Genomic DNA, 788 nt, shown 5'->3' on the forward strand with positions numbered 1-788 from the left:
ACTGCCCGCTTAAGCAAAGCTGCTTGATCTCCTCATACGTCTTTTTGGCGTAGTTGACGATCTGGTCCTGTAAGGTGTTCCAGTCGCGCTTGAACCGTTCGCGCGCCTTCGCCCTTTCTGATTCACTCAGAGCCTGAGCCGAAATTGGTTGACCGGCCAAATTCCGATTGATTCCTTAGGTTTGCGACAATTGAAGGAGTCTGGCGATGCCGTGGAAAGAGGCCGATCGGGAAAAGTATGCTGTGATCCGGGAACGGTATGCAACGGATTTGTCGGACGGTGAGTTCGAGCGGCTCCGTCATCTTCTTCCCGAACCGAAGACACGCGGTCGCAAACCGACGGATCCTCAATGCTTTGCTCTATCTCATCCGATCGGGATGCCAATGGCGCTTGCTGCCGAAGGATTTTCCGCCTTTCACCACCGTCCAGAACCATTTCTATCGGTGGCGAGACAGTGAGATATGGTCGCAAATTTTGTGTCTTCTGGTGATGGATGAGCGAGAGGCGGACGGATCAACCGAGCTCGCCGCCTCGCAAAGGATTGCGAGAAAACCGTCGCTTCGGCTCTGGCCTTCTTTCAGATGGTTCTCGCTTTCCTCATCGTCCGAAGATTGGCGCGAAATTCACCCGCCGTCTGAATTTCGAGTCATGCTCTTAGGACGGGCATGGTTATTCTCCGTGAACTCTGCAAAATTTACCGCGTTCATGTTTCTTATGTCTTGCAGCGCCTACTTCATCCAGCTTTGTGCTGAGCGCGCAGTTTAGCCAGATCAGCAACAGAAGGTGTA

General features: G+C 52.9%; 2 protein-coding genes. Both read left to right on the top strand.

Going from position 1 to position 788, the window contains the following annotated elements; translation table 11 throughout:
• Positions 1-206 precede the first annotated feature (206 nt).
• Positions 207-458 (top strand): hypothetical protein, encoded by a 252-nt coding sequence (locus J1C48_RS18755; protein ID WP_207259523.1) that lies wholly within the window; start codon positions 207-209, stop codon positions 456-458.
• Complete coding sequence (locus J1C48_RS19325; protein WP_207259522.1) at positions 355-765, top strand: transposase; 411 nt, start codon at positions 355-357, stop codon at positions 763-765. Before J1C48_RS18755 ends, J1C48_RS19325 begins: the two co-directional genes overlap by 104 nt.
• Positions 766-788 lie beyond the last annotated feature (23 nt).

This window comes from Jiella flava (assembly GCF_017349315.1).
Taxonomy (GTDB): Bacteria; Pseudomonadota; Alphaproteobacteria; order Rhizobiales; family Rhizobiaceae; genus Jiella; species Jiella flava.